Genomic DNA, 22,048 nt, shown 5'->3' with positions numbered 1-22,048 from the left:
GATGGCAGGCGCCGCTGCAGCGGTTTCGCCGCCGGTCGAAAAGGCCGATGCTACGGCCTGGATCGCCGTAGCCGCCGGTGCGCTGGGGGCGATGCTGGCAACGCTTGACATCTCGATCGTCAATTCGGCGCTGCCGACGATCCAGGGGGAAATCGGCGCGACCGGAACCGAAGGCACCTGGATCGCGACAGCCTTCCTTGTTGCCGAGATCATCATCATCCCTCTGAGCGCGTGGCTGGAAAGACTGCTCGGCCTTCGCACGCTGCTCATCGTCGCGGTTTCTGCCTTCACGGCCTTTTCGGTGTTGTGCGGCATTGCCACCGATCTGACGACGATGATCATCGGTCGCACCGGTCAAGGGTTCATGGGCGGCGCGCTTATTCCAACCGCCATGACCATCGTCGCAAAGCGACTGCCTCCATCGCAACAGCCGATTGGCATGGCGCTCTTCGGAATGACCGTGGTTCTTGGGCCGGTAATGGGCCCGTTGGTGGGGGGCTGGCTTACCGAGAACCTGAGCTGGCACTACGCCTTCTTCGTCAACGTGCCCGTCTGCGCGTTGCTCCTTGCTTTACTATTCATCGGGCTACCCCATGAAAAGCCCGACTGGGTTTACCTGCGCGAGGCTGATTGGGCGGGAATAGCTGGTATGATCCTTGGGTTGGGTGGGCTGACCATCGTTCTGGAAGAAGGCCACCGTGAGGAGTGGTTCGATTCCACGCTGATCGTCCAGCTCACACTGATGACGGTCGTGGGTTTTGCACTTCTGACCTACGGACAGCTTTACGCGCGCAAACCCGTGCTCAAATTGCGCCTGATGCTCAGCAGGCAGTTTGCCAGCGTCGTGGTGATGGCACTGGCGCTTGGCATGGTCATGTATGGCTCGACCTACGTGATCCCGCAATTTCTCGCGATAATTTCCGATTATAATGCCTTGCAGACCGGACTTGTGATCTTCTGGATGGGCGTTCCGGCTTTCCTGTTGATGCCCGTTCTCCCGTTCATGATCCGCAGGATTCACATCCGCATTGCGGTCGGCGCGGGCATGTTCATCATGGCGCTAAGCTGTTTCGTCAGCATAAATCTGACAGCGGAATCGGGAGGTGGAGTGTTCACCGAAAGCCAGTTCCTGCGTGGCATCGGCATGATCCTCACGATGATGTTCCTCAACCAGGCGACGGTAGCTTCGGTTGCCAAGGAGGATGCCGGCGATGCTTCCGGGATCTTCAACGCGGCGCGAAACCTCGGGGGCTCGTTCGCGCTCGCGGGGCTTGCCTCGTTCCAGGATCAGCGCCTGTGGCATCATAGTCGACGCATGGAAGAAACCCTCAACGCCAACAGCCCCCGGCTACAGGAATACCTGGACGGCATGACGGCGTCGCTGGGCAGCCCACAGGCCGCGCTGGAGATGCTTTCCGGCATCATTCAGCGCGATGCGTTCGTGATGACCTACAACGATGTCTTTTTCGCCATGGGCGCGATTACCCTGGTCACGGTGCCGCTGGTACTGTTCCTCAAGCCTCTCCCGAAGAACTTATCCCTTTCGATGCACTGAGAACTCTATGCGCAAGACCCTAACCCTCCTCGCTCCCATGGCGCTCCTCGCGGGTTGCATGTCCGGTCCCGACTATGCCGGTCCCCCGCAACTTGCGACCGCCGCAGGCAATGCGTTCGTACGCGCCGGCCCCGAAATCGATCCGTTTGCGCCGATTGCCGGCGACTGGTGGACGCTGCTCGGCGATCCGGTTCTCAATGAACTGGAGGCGCGCGCGCTGGTCGGCAATCCGGGCGTGGCCGCGGCGCGCGCTCGCATCGAACAGGCAAGGGCTTCTCTCCGCCAGGAGCGCGCCAACCGGCTACCCGCCGTGGCTGCGCAGGCGACTGCGGTCCAGGCGAATATCCCAGGGCTAGATATCGGCAGCGGCCCGCCCCCGGGATCGCCCGGCGCTCCTGCAGACACCGAAGAGCAGGACAGCCTCAGCGTCTACAACGTCGGGCTCAATGCAAACTGGGAGATCGATTTCGCTGGGGGGCAGGCACGGCGTGTCGAGGCCATTAACGCTCAGGCTGCGGCCTCGGTGGCGAACGCCGAGGATGCGAAAGTCCAGCTCGCCGCCGAAATCGCGCGGGCGTATGTGAGCCTGCGAGAAGCGCAAGGGCGGCTCGAGCTTGTCCAGCGAGAGCGCGACTTGCAGCAGCAAATTCTCGAATTGACCTATCAGCGCTATACACAGGGCGCTCTCGCGCTGTTCCCGGTCGGTAACGCGAACGCCGAGCTCGAACTGCTCAAGTCGCAGATCGCGGAAGCTCAAGCGGACATCGATGTATTCAAAGACACGCTCGCGGTGCTGACGGGCGAAGCGCCCGGCGCACTCGACGGGCTCCTGGCGGCTCAGGCCGAAATTCCGCTTCCCCCCGAACGGGTCGCGGTGGGCGATCCCGCAGCGCTAATAGCGCGGCGGCCGGATGTTCGAGCCGCCGAACGCATGCTGGCCGCGGCGAATGCGCGCATTGGCGTGGCAGAGGCTGCTCGCTTCCCCAAGATTTCCTTCATGGGGATTCTCGGTTTGGGCGGATCGGAGCCCGACGACATCCTGGACCCGGGCAACTTATCGGCAATCGCTTTGCCGCGGCTGCAGTGGAACCTGCTTGATTCCGGCCGCACGGCAGCATCGATCGATCAGGCCGAGAGTGCGCGCGACGAGGCCGAAGCGCGCTATCTTGAAGTGGTCCTGGGCGCACTACGCGACGCCGAACAATCGCTTGCTCGGTTCGGGCAACAAAGAGCCAACGTAGCCGCGCTGGCGCAGATCAGTCGGCAGGCCGACACGGCTGCGGAGCTTAACGAGCAACGCCGCGCCGCGGGGGTAATCTCGCAAGGCGAACTCGACACTTCGATCCGCAAGCGCGAACAGGCCAGAGCAAATCTCGATCGGGCGATCGCCGCCATGACAAATGGCTGGATCGCGATCCAGAAGTCGCTTGGGTTGGGATGGGTCGAATTGTCTCGCGACAATCGCACGTCGGTTGAGCCAGCTCCGGTCGATCGAAAATCAGTTATGAAACCTGAACAGAGTTAGGATAAGTTTTCTCAGAAGTCTGCCCCGCAGCCCCTTCCAACTTTTCCTAACGCGTCAGCACCTCGTGCACTGCGACCCAATCTTGGATCATAGGGGTCAGCATGTTTCCGCCTTTCGCAGAGTGCGTTTGCCAGTATCACCATCGGATATCCCGATTGCACTATTCGGTGACTCTTCATTGTCGTTTCTATGTAAGGCCTTAAGCTTTCCGCGAGCATCTCGTAGCGACATCAACGAGCGATCGTACAGGCATTTCGAGTGCAGCTCGCATTTGGCCGGTTCGATGACCGCCTCGTCGGTAGGCTTACGAGGCGGTCATCGAGCATTACGCCGCTCTGGAAAAGCTATAAAGTCATGGGTCGAAATACGAACTAGCTGGCACTGTCCTTTCGGGTCGTTGGGAGGACCACCGATCTCCCCGCCAACACGATCTGGACCTGTTAGAAACTGAACCCCAAAGCAACACCATATCTACGAGGATCCAAAGTGTAGATATTGGTAAAATTCCCCGAGGATGCGTCGGTCAAGTACAATCCTGTCACCGAGCTGCTGTCGAAAATGTTCTGAACAAATCCGCGCACGAACCAACGCTCATCCGCACTGTTCAACTGCACGATCGCGTTGGCTTGCACGAATGGCTCGATCCGGTTGACCCTGCCGTTAAAGATATTGCCGTATTGCTCACCAGTCAGCGCTACGTCCACGCGAGGAACCAGAGTCATGCCATTGTCGAAAGTGGCGGTGTACTGCACACCCATCGAAACCTTCATTTCGGGGGCCTGCGGCAACTTGTTCCCTTTTAAGTTGACCTCTACGCCAGGGCTTAATACCGCAAGGCCGCTGCCCGCCGGAACGGCTCCGGCCAAGACATCGCAAATGCTGAATGCGCCGCTTGACGCAAGATTGCCGTCATTAGGAAATTCTTCGGGACCACGAAGACCCAGAGCTGCGTTCACTCCGGCGACGAATGCGTCGGCCACGCCGGGGGCTGGCCCGGTTACGGCACAATTAGCACCGTTGCTGATATCCTTGATGATGACGGCATCAGGATCGCCGCCACCCGGGTCGCGCGGATTGGAGAAGAACTGGTCGCCGGCAACTTCCGCGTTGAGATAACTGAACGTCAAGTTGACAAGCCAATCGGGATCGGGCCGGATAACGGACTCTAGTTCCACACCCCAGATATCGGCATCGATAGTATCATTAACTGAGGTACGGGCGACGATGCGGCTAAGCTGCAACCCGCTATACTTATAGTAGAATGCAGTAGCGTTTAATTGCAGTGCGCCATTCGCAAAGGTATTTTTCGATCCGATTTCAAATGCGTCGATGGTTTCTGATCCGAAGCTTTCAGCCACATCGAAAACGGGCGAAAGGGGCGGGTTGATACCCCCGGATTTATAGCCCCTAGCATAAGATGCGTAAATCGAATTGTCAGGCGTAACTTCGTAGTCGAGCACCGCACGCCCGGTTATTTCATCGAAACCTACTTCTCTAAATTGCGTCAGCTGCTCACCTGGCGTACCAGGATCGGCATCAAAAAGACCAGAGGGACCGGTTAAGGGAGTGATCGGGCTGTCGAACGGCTCCCCGTCATTCGCGTAAGGATTGAGGAAGCTAATCAAGGTCGTGCGCGCAGTCACGTCTTTCTTGTCGTCGTTATACCGCAAACCTCCGGTGAAGGTCAGACGCTCGGTCAGGTCGACGTAGATCTCCCCGAACACACCGAAGCTCTCAAGATTAGCCTCGAGAGAATTGTTGCGGTACATGGATGTTGCGAAGTAGGATGGCGGTGCACCGCCTGCCAAAGTACCAAACGATCCCAGAATGGCACTGGCGTAGTCAAGCGCGAATGAGTTTACATAGTAACTGTTGTCGGTAGTCTTGGACTTTGCATAGATCCCTCCGAGCAGGAAATTGAATGCTCCGTCGAAATCACTGGAAAGGAGGATTTCGCCGCTCCAGGATTCGCGTTGCTCTGAAGACCTGTCGAAGGATAGCGGCGTTTCGCCGCACAATACATTACCTTCGAACGCGCCCCTGTTCCCATCATCGTTATCGGAGGTGCACAATAAGCCCCCTGGGCCATTGGGGATGAGAGCCTCCACAATCGGGGTAAAATACGCCGACGAACCTGGCACGAACGCCGGTGCAGGTGCGGGGAGGCCGGTAGGCAAACCGTTGGCCGCGAAGCCGGACAACACGTTCAAGGCCGTAGCAAAGCCGGTACGATCCTGAATGCCCAGAAAGTAGTCCTGCCGGGAATCGACTTCGGTGTCCTGATAAAGACCGGTTGCAGTCAGTGTCATAGCTCCGATGCGCTGCTCGAGACGGGCCTGTAGCTGCACTTCATCGGCAAAATAGAATGGAGTATACGCCGTGTTTACCGTGCGCACATCGTCGGGCTTATCGAATCCTGCAAATGCATCGGGGCCGTACAGGCTTCCCAATCCCAGTACTGAGGGAATTCCCTGAATAGCGAAGAACTCTTGCGAACTGAGCGTTGCGCCGACTGTGGAATTGGCATTGGTGATGTCAAAGTCGCGGCGATTGTTCAGACAACCCAGCACGCCGAGCGGGTCACGCTGGCAGGCCTGCTTTTGATTACGTAAACGGGTGTCATCTTCCCTGAAATAATATGCCATGAAGTCGAGAGTGGTATCGGCACCGGGTTCAAAACGAAGAGAACCACGAACAGCGTACATGTCTCGGTCGTCGACATCCGAATTGTCGAAAAGGTTTGTGGTGTAACCGTCGCGATTCAGAAAGAATCCGGCTACCCGAATGCCGATAGAATCGCCGATCGGGACATTGACCATCCCTTCGGCCTTGATGCTGTTGTAATTCCCATACTCGAACTCTCCGGCCGCGCCGAAAGAACCGAGGTCAGGCTTGGCTGTCACAAGGTTGACAACACCCGAGGTAGCGTTGCGGCCGAAGAGGGTGCCCTGCGGCCCCCGTAGGACCTCAATTCGCTCAAGGTCAAAATATTCTGTTTCGAACAGCCGGGTACCAAAAAGAGGGGAACCATTGATATGGATAGCCGTCGCTGCGTCACACGTCACACCAACACAAAGATCGCCGATACCACGGATGGTGAAGGACGACCCGGTGAAGTTGCCCTTCGAAAATGAGACGTTCGGGAGCGTCAATTGAAGGTCAGCAGCGTTCTCGATCTGCTGGCTTTCGAGAGCCGTAGCATCGAAGGCACTGACCGCGATCGGCACCTCTTGCAGACTTTGAGATTGGCGTTGGGCCGTCACGATGATTACGGATCCTTGGGGTTCCGCCTCATCAGTTGTGGAATCCTGCGCTAAAGCCATCTGCGGCCAAGCCAAGATGGCCGAAGTGGCGAGCACCATCGCTCTCAGTGTCATATAGCATCCCTTCCCATCTCTTCAGTGCGACGATAATTGGCTCCGCCGCTTACTGCAAAATGGGGCGACCTCGAGGGTCGCCCCTTAGTCTGTGGAGAGGAGAGGGAGAGAATTAGCCCAATCCCCGTCCATGGGCATATACATCCGCGTGATATTAGTAAAGCGCCTTATCTTTTGACCCCATGGGCCACGATCCAGATCGCACGCGGAGTGAACGTTTGCTAAAGATCAGCAATGGTTGGCGTGCTAAGCGAGTTGCTCCCGATAAAGCTTTTGCCCCAGCTGGCATCGAGACCAACGAAGCGTTCGCCGTGCCGACGGCGACAATAGTTCGGATATAGTACAAGATGAATATGGACGCCCTTTGCCCCCATCTCGCTGGCCTCTGACCAGGAACCAGCCTCTTAGTATGGGGGATCTCAGAGGCTCCAAAAGGCCAGTACCGCCCGTAGCGCAGCGACGAACGCGAGCGGCTGATCCAGCATGAGATGATGGCGTGCATCGGGCACTGCAACAATTGGTATCTTTCCCCCTCCCAGTTCCCGGATATAGCGGGCGGAATCGCGATCAAAGAGCTGACTTTTCTCGCCGTACACAATCGCTTTGCGCCCGGGCGCATCGACCAGCCTCTGGCCTACTGTCAGCCATTCGTCGGGCTTGTTGCTGCGCCGGAACACTTCGGGAGAAAACTTCCATGTCCACTCCTCGCCATCGCGGCGGAGAGAGTGATAGGCCATGTAATCCATCAGGAACGGCTCACCAACTGCCTGCGGCGGCGACAGGATATACCTCTCGCGCGCCGCTTCGTAGGTGGGGTAGCGTCGCACCGGTTTGTCAGGATTACCCGACCCGGGGCTCGATCTGCCCATGGTCCAGTATTTCTCCAGCTTTTCGGGCCGCATCACCATGAGATCGCAGACAATAACGCCGGCGAAGGCATCCGGCGATTGGGAAACGGCGGTCAGCGCTGCACCCGAGCCGAAGCTATGGGCGATGATCGTCGGTCTGCTTCCATCCGCAAACAAATCGAGCGCTTCGCTGATCTCGACGAATTCCTTTCCCCGCGCAGCTATATCGGCCACGCCGCGCATCTCGCTATCGCCCATACCGGCCAGATCGAACGCCACCACGTCGTAGTCTTCGGCAAGGTACGGTGCGATGAAGGCAAAGCAGCGGGCATGGGCGAGAAAACCGTGAGTCATGAGCAATTTGGGCCGGTCACGCTTGCCCCAGCGAAGATAATGCACCCGCGCGCCACCAACCTCTACGAAGCCTTCCTCACGGGGCACGCTCAGCGCCCAGGCGAACCATTCGGGTATATCCGCCCCGTCGCCGGCCCATACGGGATCGATATCTGCTGACCCGTCGTGGATTGGTTTCATTTCATTCATTTCGGCGCAGTCTCCATACCGGATAGTGTATTCCTGATAAAACCACGATAATCGTGCCGTGCGACATCGTGGCATAGATCGGCGTAACCAGATACGCTGGGGAAATTGATCAGTTGTCGGGGTTTGCCGGGAATATTGGCGCCCATGTACCACGATTCAGCCTTGGGGAAGAGCGTCATCGACCCTACTTGGGCGACCATATCGGTCCAGCTTCGCTCGGCCAGCGCATCGGCTTCGAAAAGGCCGATCCTGTTATCGCGCAGCCAGATCAGGAAATCGCAGATCCAGTCACCCTGGATTTCGGCGCTTGTCGGACCGTTGGAAAAGCCTGAAGGGCTGAGCGGGCCGTAGGCGAACAGCATGTTCGGAAATTGGGCGACGGCCATGCCTAGATAGGCTTTGATCTCGCTCTTCCATGCTTCTGCCAGCCCCAGCCCACCGCGGCCGGTGATGTTCATGTCGATGAGCCCGCCACGACCGGCATCGAAGCCGGTCGCGAAGACAATGAGATCGCACGGGATCATGCCAGTGGCTGTTTCTATCCCGGCCTCGGTGACGCGAGTGATCGCGGTGTCGTTCAGATCGACCAGCGTCACATTGTCTTGTGCGAAGATCTCGTAATAATTCTGTTCGAGCGATGGTCGCTTGGTCCCGAAGGGATGTGGCGGCTCATCGGGAGCGAGCTTCTCGGCAATGGTCGGGTCGCAGATCCGCTCGCGCACCTTGTCACGCCAGAACTCGTAGGCGTGGCGATTGGCGTCCTCGTTCGTCAGTATGTCAGCGAAATTATGATACCAGAAGCGCAACCCTCCTCGCTGCCACAAATCCTCGAAATGCGTAGTCCGCTCTTCCTCGGTCACAGCCAGGGCCGAGATGTCCAGCGATTGGCATTCGAAACCGCCACTTGTCGTAAGCCTTTTCTGGAAGACAGCGGGATATTCGGATTTTTCGCGAAGCTGACGATCAGCGTCCAGTTTTTCCTGCCGCATGGGAAGGGCGAGAATCGGGGTTCGCTGAAAAAGCGTCAGCTGCTCCGCGCAGCTTGCCGCCTCCTGCGCCACCTGTACGCCGCTGGCACCCGTGCCGATCAGGGCGATCCGGCGGCCAGAAAGGTCGATGCCTTCCTGCGGCCAGCGGGCGGTATGGCACCAGTCGCCTTCGAAATCGCTAAGACCCGGGATATCGGGAATGTAGGGTTTCGAGGCGAACCCCAGGGCCGGCAAAAGGAAACGCGCGCTTACTTTCCCGCCTTCGTCGAGCTTCAATCGCCAGTAGGCGGTGTCTTCATCGAACTGCGCGCTTTCGACCCGTGTTTTCATTCGCATTGCCGGCCAGAGGTCGAGCGTATCGCAGACGTGGAGGAAATAGGCGCGCAGTTCCTCCCAGCCTGGAAATCGTTCGCTCCACGTCCAGCTTTTCCATACTTCCGCAATGGAAAATTCGTAAAGTGGAACCTGGGAATCGACCCGTGCTCCCGGGTAGCGGTTCCAGTACCAGATTCCCCCCGGCTGCTCCGCTGCGTCTACCAGCAGAACGTCGAACCCCGCCTGACGCAGCTTGTAAAGCAGGTATATTCCGCTGAACCCGGCCCCGACGATTACGACATCATAGTCAGGAGGGGGCAAATGGCTCACGAGGCCCCGGCACCCGCTTTCGCGATCTCTTTGGCCGTAGTATAATCCGCCTTGCCGTTTGACGCGCGCAAGGCGGTTTGCGTTGGGCAAATCGCCTTGGGTGTTTTGTAGCCTGCCAATTGTTCCCGCACGTGATCCTTGATCGCTTGCGCGTCGAAGTCCGCATCCTGGGTCAAATGCACCACAGCGGTCACCGCTTCGCCCCATTTTTCGTCAGGCACCCCGACGACAAGCGCGTCGGCAATGGCGGGATGGGTTTTGAGCACTTCCTCCACCTCCTCGGGGTAAACCTTTTCACCTGCGGTGTTGATGCAGACGCTGCCGCGGCCCAGCAAGGTCAGGCTTCCATCGGATTCCACCCGGCACCAGTCGCCCGGGATGGAGTAACGCACGCCATCGATCGTCCTGAAAGTCTTGGCCGACTTTTCCGGGTCCTTGTAGTATCCTGTGGGGATTGCGCCCTTGCGGGCAATAAAGCCGGGCACGCCGCTCCCCGCCTCGACCTTCCGGTCGTTCTCGTCGAATACGTCGCAAAATTCCCCGATCCCGAATTTCGCGGTGTTGGTGCCGCCCTGTGCGGTCGTCACCGACAAGCCGTAGCCCAGCCCTTCCGAAGCGCCAAAACTGTCCATGAGGATGACCTGGGGGATATGTTTGCACAGGCCCGCCTTTACCTGTTTACTCCACATGACGCCGGACGAGATGATCGAAATCAGGCTGCTCGTGTCCCAGCGCTTCGGGTGGGCGTCCAGCGCCTGCAGCATGGGTTTGGCAAAAGCGTCACCGACAATGGCGATGCTCTGCACCTTGTGCTGGTCCACCGCATCCCACAATTCTTCCGCGTCGAAGGATGGATCGGACAGCGTGACGATGGCCCCGCCCGACATGAGCGTGCCGATAGCAGTAATGAACCCGGTTCCATGCATCAGCGGGCACGCCGGCAAAGTGATGCGTGCAAGCTCGCCCTGCTTCACCAGGGCCACCATTTCCTCCATGGTCTGGGGAACCGGACCCAGCAGCTTTTGCGCGTCGAGCTGAGCCTTGCGCATATCATCGTGTCGCCACATCACGCCCTTGGGCATGCCGGTGGTACCGCCTGTATATATGAACAGCAGGTCATCGGGAGAACGCTCGATATCGAGAGGCGCGCCGTTACCTTCTACAAGTTTTTCGTAAGGAAGCGCGAAGGAAGCGATCTGCGAAGCATCGCCGATTTCTACAAATGTATGAACCTTGGTCAACCGTTCCTTCAGTTCAAGAATGCAGTCGCGGAACTCGGAACTGTAAACAATTACCTCGCTATCGGAATCGTCGAAGATGTAGAAAACCTCCTCGGGACGGTAACGATAATTGATGTTCACGTGCGTGAGGCGGCCCTTGAAGCATGCGGCCATCAATTCCCCGTATTCGGAACGGTTGCGCATGTAGAAGGCTATCTTCGCCCCGTCGCCTGCACCTTGCGCGCGCAGATTGCGCGCCAAATTGTTCGAACGCTTCGACATTTCGGGCCAGGTAATGATCCGGTCGCCGTTAATCAGCGCCGGAGCATCTTCCGGGACCGCAGGTTCGATTGCATCAAGGATGTCGCCAAGGTTCCAGTCGATCACGTATTAATTCCTCTCTCCTTGGTGGCCACGATTTTGTCGGTAGCGTGCGCCTAATTCATCGTCTCATGCGACCTGCGTCCACCCCTGCAAGGCCGCTGCTTCGGCCCGGACCGCTTCGGGACCTCCCAGAACCTGGCGGTCGAAACCGATTCGCTTGAACCAGAAATGCAGACCTAGGAGATCGGTAAAACCCATCCCCCCATGCACCTCGGTTGAGGTTCGGGCGACAAAACGGTGGACTTCGCCCGTATGTGATTTGGCATGGCATGCCACCAGCGAAGCCTCGTCGGGCGTCGCATCGAACGCATGGGCGGCATACCAGACCAGCGAACGGCATGGTTCATGGCGGGCAGCCATTTCCGCGCACATATGCTTGACCGCCTGGAAGCTGCCGATCACTCGTCCGAACTGTTCGCGCTGCCCGGCATAGTCGACCGCTTTTTCGATCATAGCCTGGCCCGCACCGAGGCTATCGGCGGCTAGGAGCACCCGGCCGGCGTCCCGCAGGCGCCTGACTGTGGCCCCACCATCGTCCGCGAGAGCCTCGCCCGCTACGCCAGAAAACCGCAGCTCCCCTACGCTCCGGGTCCGGTCGATCGTTTTGAGAGCAACCTTCTCCAGACCCGCAGCATCGCCAGCTACGAAGTGCATACGACCGGCGGTATCGGCTACCAGAAACGCGTCGGCTTCCAGGAAGTCGAGCGCGAACAAAGCCGTTCCGTCGAGCTTTGCGCCGTCGAAGTCCACGCCTGCCCGGTCCCGGATCTCCACCGTTTCCGCGATCGCGACGGCGATTTGCGCCTCGCCCTTCGCTATCCTCGGCAGCCAGTGCGCCTTCAACTCCTCGCTACCGCCCTGTGCCAGCGCAAGGGGTGCCAGTACATGGGCACCGATAAAAGGCACCGGCGCGACGGCATAGCCGAGCTGCTCGGCCACAGCGGCGGCATCGAGCATTGTCATCCCGAGCCCGTCATGTTGCTCGGGAACCATCATTCCCCAAATGCCGATTTCGCCCAGCGCCGAACGCACGTTGTCGCTGAAGGGAACCGAGCCCTCCGCGCATTCGCGCACATGATCGAGCGGACAAGTATCAGCAAGAGTGCGGCTGATCGCGTCGCAGAGCATCTCCTGGTCTTGCGAAAGTCCGAAATCCATCAGGCGGCTCCCTTATTCTGCCCGCTTGCAACGGCCGTCGCCTGTTCGGCCGCGGGAGGCGTTGCGAACTTGGGTTCGCGCGGCATTTCCAGCCCGCGTTCGGCGATGATGTTCTTCTGGATCTGGGCGGTGCCTCCACCGATGATCAGACCAAGCTGGAACATGTAGTTCCACTGCCAGGCACCGTCTTCGCGCTCGCGCTCGCTTCCGTGATAGAGTATGCCCATCTCGCCCATTGCGTCGATCGCGAGCGCGGAAATCTGATGGGCGAGCTCACAGCTCTGCAGCTTCACGACAAGTTTCGCCATGCCGCCGGCATCCCCCCTAAGGCTGTTCGACAGGATGCGCATGCCGTTGAATTTCATCGCCGCGACTTCGGCTTGCAATGCAACCAGCCGGTCACGCAGAACGGCGTTGTCCATTGCGCAACCCTGGCCGATGCGTTCTTTTTGCATCAGCCTGACCAGCGCCTGGAGCCGGTTTTCCAGTGCATCGGGGTCGCCCAGCATGCCACGTTCATGGCCCAGTGTGGCATTGGCCACGTACCACCCCTGCCCGCGCTGCCCGACGATCTGGTCCAGGGGAACCCGCACGTCGGTAAAGAACGTTTCATTGAACTCGGCGTGACCGGTCATGGTCTTGAGTGGTCGGACCTCGATCCCTGGTGTGTCCATCGAGAAGATCAAGTAGGAGATGCCGCCGTGCTTGGGCGCGTCCGGTTCGGTCCGAACAAGGCAAAAGATCATGTCCGCCTGCTTGGCCGTGCTGGTCCAGATCTTCTGTCCGTTGATGACAAAGTCGCCATTTTCGACGCGGGCGCTGGTCTTGAGCGCGGCGAGGTCCGATCCCGCTCCAGGTTCCGAATATCCCTGACACCAGATTATCTCGCCATTAAGGGTCGGCTCGATCCATTGCTGTTTCTGGGCTTCGGTTCCGAGTTCCAGCAGCGTGGGAACGAGCATGGAAATGCCCTGGTTCGCAAGGCCTGCGGGGATGCCAGCGCGCGAAAATTCCTCGGCAATGATCCGCGATTTCAGGATGTCCGGCTCGGCTCCGTATCCGCCGTATTCCTTGGGAATCGTACGCGCCGTGTAACCATGCAGGATCAACAGCTTTTGCCATTCGACGGCTTCGGGGGAAGGGCGCGCGGCACGGCCTTGGCCATCGGGTGCGCGGTGACCGTGGGTTTGCAGGAACTGGCGCACTTCCTCGCGAAACGCGTCATACTGGGGTCCGTAGTCGAGATCCATCTTGGTCTATCCTTCTGCGCGCGCGATCGCGACGGGTCGGAATACTGGCAGGCGAAAATCTTCGGAGATCGGCTCGAAATCCAGCGTGACCGGCAGATCGAGCTCAAGCTCGTCGAGCGCGCAATCGACCAGCCGGGTTGCCATGCGCACTCCCTCCTCCAGTTCCACCACCGCAGCGATGAAGGGAATCTCGCCGGCGAAGGCGGGATGCAGTGCCTGATGGGTCACCGTCCAGGAAAACAGCGTGCCATTGCCGGTGCTACGCTCCCACGACCATTCAGGAGAACCGCATCGGGCGCACATATAGCGCGGCAAATGCCGAAAACTGCCGCATCCTTCGCACTGCTGGAAGTAAAGGTTGCCGTCCTGACACCGGTTCCAGAATTCCTGCTCCACCGGATCCTGCGGGCGCGGCTTTGGCTTGGCTGGTGCGGCCTGCGCCGAGGGGCGCATCTTGGGCGGCAGATCTTTCTCGTCGCTCACGCAAACCTCCTCAAAATCGCTATACTGCCGTCACCCAGATCGCCCCAGCCGGTCACCAGGCCGGTCTGGGCGCCTTCGACCTGCCGCTCCCCACAATCGTGGCGCAACTGACGCACCGCCTCGACGACATGGTTCAGTCCCCAAATATGGGCCTCGCTCAGCAGGCCGCCATGGGTGTTGACGGGATAGCGCCCGCCCAGCTCGATCTGGCCATTCGCGACGAACTCTGCCTGTCCACCTGGTTCGCAATAGCCCAGGGCCTCCAGCTGCAGGAGAACCACGTAGGTGAAGCAGTCGTAGATCTGCAGAAAATCCATGTCTTCGCGATCGACCCCCGCCATTTCGAACGCGCGCGGCGCGGCGTAGCTCAGGCCGATCTTGAAGGGGTCGGGACGCGAAGGGATATCGTCGGCGGGGTAAGGATGCCCTTCAGCCGCACCGGCGATGCTCACGGGAACATGCGGCATGTCCCTGGCGCGGTCCATTCGCGAAACCACGACTGCGCATGCCCCGTCAGTCTCCAGACAGCAATCGTAGAGGCGAAAGGGTTCGGATATCCAGCGCGCGGAATGGTAGGTTTCGGCATCCAGTTCCCGGCCATGAGTGAAGGCCTGCGGATTCATCTGCGCATGGCGACGGCACGCCAGTGCAACGGCCGCCATCGCTTCCGGGCCGATATCGTAAATTCGGGAGTGCCGGGTGGCGAGCCAGGCATACATCTGCACCGGCAGGAACACGCCATACGGAATGTAATAGCCTTGGATCGTATTCGTCAGGGTGTTCATGTTCATCGGCCGCGTCGGCGGTGCGCCAGGCTTGGGCCGCAAGGCGGAATAACCGTTCCACCCGAGCGTCACCAGCACATGGTCGCATAAGCCGCTGGCAATTGCCATCGCGGCGTTCTGGAGTGCCGTGGTAGGGCTCGCCCCGCCCATGTGGACCGTAGAGGCATAGCGCAGAACTTCGATACCGAGGTTAGCCGCCATCTCTTCCGAGGTGGTGTAGATCGGCGGAGGAACCATGCCGTCGATATCCGACGGCTTCAGCCCTGCATCTGCTATGGCTTTGCGCGATGCTTCCAGCATCATGTCGACCGCGGTTTTCTCGGTGCCTTTCACGAAAGCGGTTTCGCCCACTCCGGTGATGGCCGATTTGTCGCTTAAGCTCATGCCTGCCTGACCGCCTGGTAATCGCGTTCGAGCTGTTCGGAAAGAGCGCGCACCCTCTGATAGGTCTCCGGCGGACGCAGTCGCAACTCGCGGCGGGCATCCTCCAACGGACGATCGAGATTTTCTTCCCAGTAGAAGGTGGTCAGATCGGCTGCAGCCCGGCCCCGGCGCCACGCTTCAAATGCAGCGCGCGCCACTGGCAACTTGGCAGCTTCCAGTTTCATCTTGGGAATGCCGACGCCCACGATGAAAGCGATCCCGTGATTATAGAATTGCGCGTTTCCGAAGGACAGCACGCACAATTCGCCCAGTGCGTCCCTGCCGTATCCGGTGACGACGTGAAACAGGTCATGCGAATCGCGAAGGCGCCGACGATAGAGGGAAACATCGGGGTCGCCGAAGTCCTCCAGACCTCCGGCCTCGCTGGCTTCCGCCAGACCTTCTGCTGTCAGACCCTCCCCGTAAACAAAATCGAGGTAGGCTCGGCCAAGCGTGCCAGACGCACAGGTCGCAAGGCGTTTGCGATCGCACAAGGTTTCAAGCAGGTCGGCCCGGTCGGAAGCGATGCGCCGCCCATCGCTCGACTTCATGAAGAGATTGAAATTCCGATAATAGGAATTGCCCGACAATGCCTTGACGATACGGAACACCTGCGCCGTATCCTCCTTGTCTGCAATCAGCTGCCTCATCGCCCCCAGCGCCTTCAGCGGCTCTACGGGGCGGCGCAATTCATGACCTTTGGCGTAAGCCATCTTCTTGCCTCCTGCGCTTCACTTGTAGGTACCGGCGGACGCCAACGCCTTCTCGGCTCCATCGACCAGGTCGCGCATCACTTCGGCGGCAGGTCGGATCGAATCGATCAGGCCGATGCCTTGCCCCGCGAAGCCGGGGATGACATCCTTGCGCTCTGCCTTGATCCCGGAGGCCATGACCGGGCCGGAGATCATCGACTGATAGGGCATCGGCAGAGGTTCCTTTCCGGCCTGCACCCAGGCGTCGGCCCATTTGTTACGGATCATGCGCGCCGGTTTGCCGGTAAGCGATCGACTAACGACCGTATCGGCATCGCCGCTTTCGGTGATCGCCTCTTTCTGGAAGCGCTCGATGCCCGCTTCCTCGGTCGCGAGAAATGCCGTGCCGACCCACGCGCCCTCTGCCCCCAGCATCATCGCAGCGGCAACACCCCGGCCATCCGAGATACCGCCGGCCCCAAGGACAGGAACACGATCGCCAACGGCGTCGACCACCTGGGGAATCAAGGAAATAGTCCCGATCGGCGAGTTGTGACCTCCGCCATCGTGCCCTTGCGCGACGATCATGTCGATGCCCGACCCGACGACCTGTTCGGCGTGCTTGACCTTGCCGATCACCGCCATGACCTTGGTGCCATTGGCATGGAGCCGATCCATCCACGGTTCAGGATTGCCAAGGCCGGCAGCATAAACCGGCACCTTTTCCTCGATCACCACTTCCATCTGCGCCTCAAAGAATTCCTTCGAGAACAACTGCGGGCCGCCCTTGCCCATTTCAGGCGCGCCCGCCGCCCGCATGGCGGCGGCAGCATCGACCTCCGGAAGCTCTTCACGATCCATGAAGTCGCGCGCGAACTGCTGATATTCACCCATCAGATCCATGGGATTTTGGGGTGCAGCACCGCTTTGAGGGGCAGAGCCGCGCCTGACCGACGCGGGGAGCAGCGTATCGACACCGAAAGGTTTGTCGGTCAATTCCCGGGTCTGGCGAATCCAGTCACGCAACTGATCGGGCGAACACGCCGCGGCACCCAGGACCCCGAGCCCGCCGGCATTCGAAACCGCAGCCGCCAGCGCCGGAACGCTCGCTCCGCCCATCCCGGCAAGCAGGATCGGGTACCGGATCCCCAGCATTTCGCATATTCGGCTCTTCAACGCCATTCTTCCTCTCCAGCCACTTGCCTAAACGCACACTCAAACTATTGAAAATTCTACAGCTGCCCCCATCGCACCCGCTGCGAGACCAGCTCGGGACTGCGCTCCGAAAGATAGACGGCAGAGCCGGCCACCAACCGGCTCATTGCTTGACGGGCCGCGGCGCTGTCGCCAGTCCGCACTGCCTCGAGCACCCGCACCAGAAACTTCATCTGCACCGCCCGTTCCTGTGCCGAATATCCCAGCGAATGGGAAAACTCGCGGGTCAACAGATGCATCGCAGAGGTCAGCAAACCGAACAGCGGATTGCCGCTCGCCCAACCCAACAAGTCGTGAAATCTGCGATTAAGTTCCTCGAATTGATCAGAGGCTTCATGATGCCTCAATTCCGCCAGACACCCTGCCAACGCGCTGAGATCAGCGGTAGTTGCACGCTGGGCTGCATACCCTGCGACATCGGGAGCAATTGCTTCGCGCAATTCAAGCAAACCACGCAAATCGGCTTCCATGAAATGCAGAATCAATGACAAACTGCTTGCAAAATCGCCGGTCTGCGGACGGGCTACGACGGGACCTCCACCACGGCCGAGCTGGAGATGGATGACCCCTTGCAATTCCAGGAACCGCAAAGCCTCCCGCAAAGTTGCGCGCGCAACCTCGTAACGCGCGAGCATTTCATCCTCGCGCGGAAGCCTGTCACCCGGGTTATGGCGACCCGCCTCGATGTCCCGCACGATGCTTTGCGCAAGAGAAAGGGCACGCTTGGCCTTCTTCACCGCTGGCATCCGCCACTCATCAGCACACCCGCACCTCTCGAATAAACAGTATAAGGATATTAGCCAACCTTCGCTGGATCGGCACACTATCCGATGGGATTGGTGTCTGCAAGGGACTAAAAGAGTATACGATTTATTGACTGCACGAGATTTCTCGCTTATGGAGGACTGAAGGCCGATCAGGCCTGAGATGTAGAAGGAATAGTTCTTATGGACAGCCAGATCGCCGAGCCGGATGCCGCGGCGAGGATCGCGTCAATTCCGATCGAGGAAATCGACGTGGCCCGGCCAAGCCTGTTTCAGAACGATACCATCGGTCTATTTTTTGACAGGTTGCGCGCCGAAGAACCTGTGCACTACTGCCGCGAGAGCTATGTCGGCCCTTACTGGTCCATTACCAAGTTCGACGACATCATGGCGGTGGACACCAATCATAAGGTCTTCTCTTCGGAAGCGAAGCTAGGCGGAATTGCAATCCAGGACATGCATTCGGTGGAAGGCGCGCTCGAACTTGAAATGTTCATAGCGATGGACCCGCCCAAGCACGATCAGCAGCGCAAGGCGGTGACTCCGGCAGTGGCTCCGTCCAACCTGCAACTGCTCGAGCCGATCATCCGCAAGCGCGCGGGAGAGATTCTCGATGAACTCCCGATTGGCGAAGATTTCGACTGGGTGGATAAGGTTGCGATCGAGTTGACGACGATGACGCTGGCAACCTTGTTTGATTTCCCTTGGGAGGAGCGGCGCAAGCTGACGCGCTGGTCCGATGTAGCAACTGCGGCACCTGAAACCGGGATCGTCGAATCCTACGAGGCGCGGCGCGAAGAACTCATCGGTTGCGCGATGTATTTCAAGACTCTGTGGGACGAACGGATAAACGAGGAGCCGAAGAACGACCTCATCTCGATGATGGCTCATTCTCCCGCCACGCGCGACATGCCGTTCCTCGAGTTTCTCGGCAATCTTATGCTGCTGATCGTCGGTGGAAACGACACAACACGCAATTCCATCAGCGGCGGCGTGCTCGCCTTGAACCAAAGCCCGGACGAGTACGCGAAACTCGACGCGGATCCTTCGCTCATTAGCAAAATGGTTCCGGAAATCATCCGTTGGCAGACCCCCCTCACTCATATGCGCCGCACCGCGCTGGAAGATTGGGAGATCGGCGGCAAACAGATCAAGAAGGGCGACAAGGTGGTGATGTGGTACCTGTCAGGCAACCGCGACGAGAGTGCTATCGAGCGCGCGGACCAGTTCATCATCGACCGCAAAAATCCGCGCCATCACCTCTCATTCGGCTATGGCATTCACCGCTGCATGGGAAACCGGCTCGCGGAACTGCAGCTGCGGATCATCTGGGAAGAAATTCACAAGCGCTTTTCCCGGGTCGAGGTTACAGGTGAACCAGAGCGTCTTTTTTCAAACCTCGTCCGCGGAATCACCAGGCTGCCGGTGCGGCTCCGCGCCCGCTGACTCTCGAGATCGAAATGCGGAGTTCAAGATGATCAAAATTACGTTCGTGGCTAGCGATGGTGAGCGACGGGAGGTCGAAATAGAAGAAGGCGAGACAGCCAGGGAAGCGGCGCTATACAATGACGTGCCGGGTATCGATGGCGATTGCGGAGGGGTATGTGCTTGCGCGACCTGTCATGTGCATGTCGATCCCGAATGGATCGACAAGGTGGGTCGGCTTATGCATGATGGAATGGAGGCCGACCTCTTGCAGTTCGCCGAAGGCACCACTGAATACAGTCGCCTTGCCTGCCAGATTCCGATGAAGCCGATGCTGGATGGATTGGTTCTTCACCTACCCGAACAACAATACTGACGGAGGGATTTTCGTCCCCGTAGCCTACATTCTTATCTGTCTTTCCTCGATTCTTTGAGAAAACGCCCATGGCCACACAAATTGAGCCCGCAACCCAGACCGACGAAAACGCCTTCCGCGCGGAAGTGCAGCAGTTTCTGGCGGACAATTTTCCCGCCGAACTCAAGGGCCAGTCCAACGCACTAGCCGGCGTGGACGGCCCCACCAACGAAACGCCGACGCAGACCAAGTGGCGCGAAGCCGTGGGCGCGCGCGGCTGGGGCACCCCCACCTGGCCGAAGGAATACGGCGGCGGCGGCCTCACCAAGGCGCAGGCGAAGATCATCGACCAAGAATTCGCCAAGGCGGGTGCCTACAACCCGATCGGCGGCATGGGCGTCATGATGTTCGGCCCGACGCTGCTCGAATACGGCAACGAGGCACAGAAGCAGGAGCATATTCCGCCGATCTGCCGCGGCGAAATCCGCTGGTGCCAGGGCTATTCGGAACCCAATGCCGGTTCCGACCTCGCCAACCTCCAGACCTTTGCCGAGGACAAGGGGGACCACTACCTCGTCAACGGCCAGAAGACCTGGACCAGCGGCGGCCAATGGGCCGACAAGTGCTTTGCAATTGTGCGAACCGACAAGAGCGACAAGCACAGGGGCATCAGCTTCATGCTGATCGACATGGACACGCCCGGTGTCGAGGTTCGCCCGATCACCATGATCAGCGGGACCAGCCCGTTCTGCGAAACCTTTTTCACCGACGTGAAGGTGCCCAAGGAAAACCTCGTCGGCGAGGAAGGCCAGGGCTGGACCATCGGCAAGCGCCTGCTGCAGCACGAGCGCACCAACATCTCGGGCGGCGGCAGCCTCGCCCGTCTGATGGGCCAGAGCCTTGGCGATATCGCCAAGAAGTACCAGCCGACGGGCGCCGACGGCGAACTCGCCGATGCGGTGCTGCGCGACAAGATCGCCGATTTCGAGATCCGCTGGAACAGCTTCCTGCTCACTGCGCGCCGCGCGATGGAGGAAAGCAAGGCGGCTGGCGGCGTCTCCGAAATCAGCTCGGTGCTCAAGAAGCTCGGCACCAAGCTGAGCCAGGAACGCAGCGAATTGCTGATCGAAATCCGCGGCCTGCAGGGCCTCGGCTGGGAAGGCGACGGCTTTTCGGACGGGGAGCTCGAGGCCGTGCGGGCGTGGCTCTTCGGCAAGGCGACCACGATCTACGGCGGCTCGACCGAAATCCAGAACAACATCATCGCCAAGCGCGTGCTCGGCATGCTCGACCACCAGTAAGAGAGGGGAGCAAGGACAATGGCCGTTCTCAACGAAGAACAGGAAATGCTGCGCGACATGGCGCGCGAATGGACCGTCAACGAAAGCCCGGTCACCGAATTCCGCAAGGTCCGCGCCAGCGGCGAGCCCGAAGCCTTCAACCGCGACGCCTATGCGACGATGGCGCAGATGGGCTGGGCCGGGGTCATCATCCCCGAAGAGCACGGCGGTTCGGACTTCGGCTTCCTGTCCGCGGGCCTCGTCGTCGAGGAGCTCGGCAAGACGCTCACCGCGAGCCCGCTGGTGATGAACACCGTCGCGGCGAGCGCGATCGTTCTGGGCGGCAGCGACGAGCAGAAGGCAAAGTGGCTGCCCAGGCTGGCGAGCGGCGAGGCCATCGCCACCCTCGCCATCGACGAAGGGCCGAGCCACGATCCTGCGAAGATCGAGACCAGTGTGTCCGACGGCAAGCTGAGCGGCACCAAGGCCTTCGTCCATGAAGCGCATGGCGCGGACCTGTTCGTCGTTGCGGCCAAGGACGGGCTCTACCTGGTCGAGAAAGGCGACGGCGTCGCGCTCACCACCCGCAAGCTGACCGACCAGCGCAGCCATGCCGACGTCACCTTCGACGGCGCGGCGGCGGAGAGGCTCGCCAATGGCGGTGACAGCCTGCTCGATGACGTGCTCGACCGCGCGCGCGTGCTCACGGCGGCCGAAATGCTCGGCATGGCGCAGCAAGTGTTCGACGACACGCTCGACTATCTGAAGCAGCGCGTGCAGTTCAACCAGGTGCTGGCGAGCTTCCAGGCGCTGCAGCACCGCATGGCGGACCTCTTTGCCGACCTCGCGCAGATGCGTTCGGCGGTCGAGGCGGGCCTCCAGGCCGTCGACGGCGGCTTCGGCGTCGCGCGTGCGGCGACCATTGCCAAGGCGGAGGCCAACCGCGTGATGCACAAGATGGCGAACGAAGGCATCCAGCTCCACGGCGGCATCGGCATGACCGACGAATACGACGTCGGCTTCTACCTCAAGCGCGCCCGCGTGCTCGAAGCGAGCTTCGGTTCGTCGAGCTGGTTAAAGGACCGTTTTTCCAAGCTTTCTGGCTACTAGAAACCTGCATGTAGTAACCTGC

At 59.7% G+C, this 22,048-nt stretch carries 17 protein-coding genes; 6 read left to right on the top strand and 11 right to left on the bottom strand.

What is annotated here, in order from left to right; translation table 11 throughout:
- The first annotated feature begins 1 nt into the window (after position 1).
- Together T8T98_RS01610 and T8T98_RS01605 are read left to right on the top strand one after the other, a co-directional pair.
- Positions 2-1,555 carry a DHA2 family efflux MFS transporter permease subunit gene (locus T8T98_RS01610; protein WP_050599572.1) on the top strand — a complete coding sequence of 518 codons (1,554 nt, stop codon included), beginning with the start codon at positions 2-4 and terminating at the stop codon, positions 1,553-1,555.
- A 37-nt stretch (positions 1,556-1,592) separates the two neighbouring features.
- A complete protein-coding gene (locus T8T98_RS01605) occupies positions 1,593-3,080 on the top strand; it encodes an efflux transporter outer membrane subunit (RefSeq protein WP_050599651.1) in 1,488 nt (495 codons plus the stop codon).
- 440 nt (positions 3,081-3,520) lie between these two features.
- On the opposite strand, the gene T8T98_RS01600 is transcribed toward T8T98_RS01605, so the two are convergent.
- The 11 genes from T8T98_RS01600 to T8T98_RS01550 all read right to left on the bottom strand — a co-directional run bounded on the left by T8T98_RS01600 (position 3,521) and on the right by T8T98_RS01550 (position 17,838).
- Positions 3,521-6,457 (bottom strand): TonB-dependent receptor, encoded by a 2,937-nt coding sequence (locus T8T98_RS01600; RefSeq protein WP_322295790.1) that lies wholly within the window; start codon positions 6,455-6,457, stop codon positions 3,521-3,523.
- A 419-nt stretch (positions 6,458-6,876) separates the two neighbouring features.
- Positions 6,877-7,848: an alpha/beta fold hydrolase gene (locus tag T8T98_RS01595; protein WP_067182404.1), complete on the bottom strand. Its 972-nt coding sequence runs from the start codon at positions 7,846-7,848 to the stop codon at positions 6,877-6,879.
- Positions 7,845-9,482 carry a flavin-containing monooxygenase gene (locus tag T8T98_RS01590; RefSeq protein ID WP_067182402.1) on the bottom strand — a complete coding sequence of 546 codons (1,638 nt, stop codon included), beginning with the start codon at positions 9,480-9,482 and terminating at the stop codon, positions 7,845-7,847. Before T8T98_RS01590 ends, T8T98_RS01595 begins: the two co-directional genes overlap by 4 nt.
- Positions 9,479-11,089, bottom strand: a complete 1,611-nt coding sequence (locus T8T98_RS01585; RefSeq protein ID WP_067182399.1) for an acyl-CoA synthetase — start codon at positions 11,087-11,089, stop codon at positions 9,479-9,481. Before T8T98_RS01585 ends, T8T98_RS01590 begins: the two co-directional genes overlap by 4 nt.
- 63 nt (positions 11,090-11,152) lie before the next feature.
- Positions 11,153-12,244: an acyl-CoA dehydrogenase family protein gene (locus tag T8T98_RS01580; RefSeq protein ID WP_067182397.1), complete on the bottom strand. Its 1,092-nt coding sequence runs from the start codon at positions 12,242-12,244 to the stop codon at positions 11,153-11,155.
- A complete protein-coding gene (locus T8T98_RS01575) occupies positions 12,244-13,494 on the bottom strand; it encodes an acyl-CoA dehydrogenase family protein (RefSeq protein WP_067182395.1) in 1,251 nt (416 codons plus the stop codon). The genes T8T98_RS01580 and T8T98_RS01575 overlap by 1 nt, the downstream gene beginning before the upstream one ends.
- Before the next feature lie 6 nt (positions 13,495-13,500).
- Positions 13,501-13,977 (bottom strand): Zn-ribbon domain-containing OB-fold protein, encoded by a 477-nt coding sequence (locus T8T98_RS01570; protein WP_006834185.1) that lies wholly within the window; start codon positions 13,975-13,977, stop codon positions 13,501-13,503.
- On the bottom strand, positions 13,974-15,146 hold the full coding sequence (locus T8T98_RS01565) for a thiolase C-terminal domain-containing protein (protein WP_067182393.1): 1,173 nt from the start codon (positions 15,144-15,146) through the stop codon (positions 13,974-13,976). The genes T8T98_RS01570 and T8T98_RS01565 overlap by 4 nt, the downstream gene beginning before the upstream one ends.
- Positions 15,143-15,898 (bottom strand): ubiquinone biosynthesis protein COQ4, encoded by a 756-nt coding sequence (locus T8T98_RS01560; RefSeq protein WP_237233938.1) that lies wholly within the window; start codon positions 15,896-15,898, stop codon positions 15,143-15,145. The genes T8T98_RS01565 and T8T98_RS01560 overlap by 4 nt, the downstream gene beginning before the upstream one ends.
- 18 nt (positions 15,899-15,916) lie before the next feature.
- Positions 15,917-17,059 carry an NAD(P)H-dependent flavin oxidoreductase gene (locus tag T8T98_RS01555; protein WP_067182388.1) on the bottom strand — a complete coding sequence of 381 codons (1,143 nt, stop codon included), beginning with the start codon at positions 17,057-17,059 and terminating at the stop codon, positions 15,917-15,919.
- Between the two features lie 50 nt (positions 17,060-17,109).
- Positions 17,110-17,838: a FadR/GntR family transcriptional regulator gene (locus tag T8T98_RS01550; RefSeq protein WP_011415894.1), complete on the bottom strand. Its 729-nt coding sequence runs from the start codon at positions 17,836-17,838 to the stop codon at positions 17,110-17,112.
- A 201-nt stretch (positions 17,839-18,039) separates the two neighbouring features.
- Here T8T98_RS01550 and T8T98_RS01545 point away from each other — a divergent pair, with 201 nt between their 5' ends.
- The 4 genes from T8T98_RS01545 (at position 18,040) to T8T98_RS01530 (ending at position 22,026) form a co-directional block, all read left to right on the top strand.
- Positions 18,040-19,302 carry a cytochrome P450 gene (locus T8T98_RS01545; RefSeq protein WP_006834190.1) on the top strand — a complete coding sequence of 421 codons (1,263 nt, stop codon included), beginning with the start codon at positions 18,040-18,042 and terminating at the stop codon, positions 19,300-19,302.
- Positions 19,303-19,330: 28 nt separating this feature from the next.
- Positions 19,331-19,657 (top strand): 2Fe-2S iron-sulfur cluster-binding protein, encoded by a 327-nt coding sequence (locus T8T98_RS01540; RefSeq protein ID WP_006834191.1) that lies wholly within the window; start codon positions 19,331-19,333, stop codon positions 19,655-19,657.
- A gap of 68 nt (positions 19,658-19,725) precedes the next feature.
- Complete coding sequence (locus T8T98_RS01535; protein ID WP_067182385.1) at positions 19,726-20,937, top strand: acyl-CoA dehydrogenase family protein; 1,212 nt, start codon at positions 19,726-19,728, stop codon at positions 20,935-20,937.
- A gap of 18 nt (positions 20,938-20,955) precedes the next feature.
- A complete protein-coding gene (locus T8T98_RS01530; RefSeq protein ID WP_067182382.1) occupies positions 20,956-22,026 on the top strand; it encodes an acyl-CoA dehydrogenase family protein in 1,071 nt (356 codons plus the stop codon).
- Positions 22,027-22,048: the final 22 nt, after the last annotated feature.

Source organism: Pelagerythrobacter marinus, assembly GCF_034375205.1.
GTDB classification, from domain to species: Bacteria; Pseudomonadota; Alphaproteobacteria; order Sphingomonadales; family Sphingomonadaceae; genus Pelagerythrobacter; species Pelagerythrobacter marinus.
The sequence above is the reverse complement of the archived record's forward strand: the minus strand, read 5'-3'. Positions and strand labels throughout refer to the sequence as shown.

Bases quoted from the DNA above. Each gene is read 5' to 3' on its own strand.
- T8T98_RS01560 (WP_237233938.1), bottom strand. From the start codon at position 15,898: ATGGCTTACGCCAAAGGTCATGAATTGCGCCGCCCCGTAGAGCCGCTG.
- T8T98_RS01600 (WP_322295790.1), bottom strand. From the start codon at position 6,457: ATGACACTGAGAGCGATGGTGCTCGCCACTTCGGCCATCTTGGCTTGG.
- T8T98_RS01555 (WP_067182388.1), bottom strand. From the start codon at position 17,059: ATGGCGTTGAAGAGCCGAATATGCGAAATGCTGGGGATCCGGTACCCG.
- T8T98_RS01610 (WP_050599572.1), top strand. From the start codon at position 2: ATGGCAGGCGCCGCTGCAGCGGTTTCGCCGCCGGTCGAAAAGGCCGAT.
- T8T98_RS01530 (WP_067182382.1), top strand. From the start codon at position 20,956: ATGGCCGTTCTCAACGAAGAACAGGAAATGCTGCGCGACATGGCGCGC.
- T8T98_RS01580 (WP_067182397.1), bottom strand. From the start codon at position 12,244: ATGGATTTCGGACTTTCGCAAGACCAGGAGATGCTCTGCGACGCGATC.
- T8T98_RS01565 (WP_067182393.1), bottom strand. From the start codon at position 15,146: ATGAGCTTAAGCGACAAATCGGCCATCACCGGAGTGGGCGAAACCGCT.
- T8T98_RS01540 (WP_006834191.1), top strand. From the start codon at position 19,331: ATGATCAAAATTACGTTCGTGGCTAGCGATGGTGAGCGACGGGAGGTC.
- T8T98_RS01595 (WP_067182404.1), bottom strand. From the start codon at position 7,848: ATGAATGAAATGAAACCAATCCACGACGGGTCAGCAGATATCGATCCC.
- T8T98_RS01545 (WP_006834190.1), top strand. From the start codon at position 18,040: ATGGACAGCCAGATCGCCGAGCCGGATGCCGCGGCGAGGATCGCGTCA.
- T8T98_RS01605 (WP_050599651.1), top strand. From the start codon at position 1,593: ATGGCGCTCCTCGCGGGTTGCATGTCCGGTCCCGACTATGCCGGTCCC.
- T8T98_RS01550 (WP_011415894.1), bottom strand. From the start codon at position 17,838: ATGCCAGCGGTGAAGAAGGCCAAGCGTGCCCTTTCTCTTGCGCAAAGC.
- T8T98_RS01535 (WP_067182385.1), top strand. From the start codon at position 19,726: ATGGCCACACAAATTGAGCCCGCAACCCAGACCGACGAAAACGCCTTC.
- T8T98_RS01575 (WP_067182395.1), bottom strand. From the start codon at position 13,494: ATGGATCTCGACTACGGACCCCAGTATGACGCGTTTCGCGAGGAAGTG.